We start from the raw sequence: 1,835 nt of genomic DNA, 5'->3' as shown, positions 1-1,835 counted from the left end.
GGGGCCTCACCACCCACCTGGACCGAGAAGAATGATTAACAAATCAAGGAAAGAAAGCCAGGATGTAGGTGCCCCCCCACGTGGGGGTTCACCCCCCCACGCAGGGCCAAAACCCCCCCTCGGGGTGACCGGGTATGGAGGGCGTTTTTCTCTTTCGCCACCCCCCCTCCTTAAATACTTATTGCATCAATGCCTTGATGCAGTTGCTAGTTAATTGTTCTGCAATTCCCTAGGATCTACTTACTTATTTCCTACGTTGCTCGGCTTACTCATTAAACAATTGTTTCATTACTTGCTTTAACAACATTCTTTGCTTTATCCGTCAACAATAGAATCTTGGTTGTTTCTGCCTAGGGGGGGTTGCTGGGCAATTTCCCAGCTTGCTAGCTCGTCCTGCCCTCGTTGGCTCTCCCGCCCATCCCCCCCCGCCTTCCCTGGGTTTTCTGGCTTGATCTATCGTCCACATTGCAACCCAGGTCGGCACCCCCCCCGGCGCCTTCGGTTCCCGGTGCTTGGATCTATCGTCCCCCCCACAGCACCCCCCCTCATGAGCCGGGAGCCCCCCCCTCACCAGGGGGGGAGCCTCCGGCTCTTTGTTCGCAAAGGAGTGGGGGGGAGGGGGGGAGGAGGGGGGGAGAGTCAACGAGGGCGTGGGTCGTTTTGATGCTTATGTGTTTAATCCTCGGGTAGCCACCATGGTAACCTGCTTGGTTCAATACTCACGTTGTACTTCCTGGCTAGCTTCTGTAGTTCATTCAATACCTGCCTCAGTTCGGCGTTGTAGAGCCACAACTCTTGGCAGTCGACCTCCTCACCCTCGAGGACGACTTTACCACCCTGCATTTCCTCATCAACTCCTCAACCCTACCGATCTGAGCCATTAAATCGCCGATACCGGCGTTGACAACCCTCGAAATGATGAATTCATCATTCGCATTACCCAATGTCTCACTCCCAGCATGGCTTAGAGCCGCCTCGTAGACGAGCCTCGCTAGGTCACTCAGCAAATTCTCCCTAACATCGACCCTTGATACATCGACTTCCTCAATGATCAACTCCACGGCCCTAACCCCCATAAGCCTTGACTAATGGGTGGATTATTGAGGCTACACTCACCAAAGCCCTGATGTACCAAGTTCTCAAGCACTTGATGGCCTTGCCGTCAAATCGCCAATTCGAGACATCAAACCTCACACAATCCCTAGTGAAGAATGCCCTAACGCCACGCTCATTAAATTCACGAAGGCGCTTGAGCAACGCATTGGCAAGCCTAATGGACTCGTTCCAAGAGTTCATACTAACCCCCCCTATGCCCAGCCCACGGGCCATTTGAATCACCCCCCCCAAGGAATTCGCCCGGGCCAAGCCCAGGCGATCTACCTCAGGGGGGGCTCATCACCACTAATCACTTAAGCAACTCACCTTTATAAGGCACCAGAGCACTCGAGGCGATGAGTTTATTAACCCCCCCAACCAGCCTCAGCCAATGACTGGGCGGGGGGTGGTCCGCCCGGGCTCAGTCCAAGGATAGCTCTTCAGTGCTCCGCGTCTCGCATCCACATCAGGCCCGGGCATCACCCCCCCACCCCCCCCAACCCAGCCCCCCCCACCCAAGGCTGGTCAGGGGCAGTCAACCCGGGCCTTGGCATCGAAGGCAATACCTTTATTAAGCCCCCCCTTTAGCCAACCGGGTTCTAGGGGGGGCCGGGGGGGTGGGTCGGCCAAGGGAACAGTTGCGAAGCCGCTCTTCAGGGTTCTGTTGCTTGCCCCTTCATCAAGCTCCCCGGGCTTCATCCCCACCCAAGCCAACCCCACCCGATTGGCTTTGGGGGGGG

At 56.3% G+C, this 1,835-nt stretch carries 4 protein-coding genes; all 4 read right to left on the bottom strand.

What is annotated here, in order from left to right; genetic code table 11:
- Positions 1-322: 322 nt before the first annotated feature.
- The 4 genes from JCM11216_RS20330 to JCM11216_RS14140 all read right to left on the bottom strand — a co-directional run bounded on the left by JCM11216_RS20330 (position 323) and on the right by JCM11216_RS14140 (position 1,800).
- Positions 323-571, bottom strand: a complete 249-nt coding sequence (locus JCM11216_RS20330) for a hypothetical protein (RefSeq protein ID WP_243676487.1) — start codon at positions 569-571, stop codon at positions 323-325.
- Positions 572-767: 196 nt separating this feature from the next.
- A complete protein-coding gene (locus tag JCM11216_RS20325; RefSeq protein ID WP_243676486.1) occupies positions 768-1,076 on the bottom strand; it encodes a hypothetical protein in 309 nt (102 codons plus the stop codon).
- Complete coding sequence (locus JCM11216_RS20320; protein ID WP_243676485.1) at positions 1,066-1,338, bottom strand: hypothetical protein; 273 nt, start codon at positions 1,336-1,338, stop codon at positions 1,066-1,068. Before JCM11216_RS20320 ends, JCM11216_RS20325 begins: the two co-directional genes overlap by 11 nt.
- 282 nt (positions 1,339-1,620) lie before the next feature.
- Complete coding sequence (locus tag JCM11216_RS14140; RefSeq protein WP_243676484.1) at positions 1,621-1,800, bottom strand: hypothetical protein; 180 nt, start codon at positions 1,798-1,800, stop codon at positions 1,621-1,623.
- Positions 1,801-1,835 lie beyond the last annotated feature (35 nt).

The organism is Vulcanisaeta distributa JCM 11216, assembly GCF_001315985.1.
Lineage (GTDB): Archaea > Thermoproteota > Thermoprotei > Thermoproteales > Thermocladiaceae > Vulcanisaeta > Vulcanisaeta distributa_E.
This window is presented reverse-complemented; position numbering and strand designations above follow the sequence as displayed.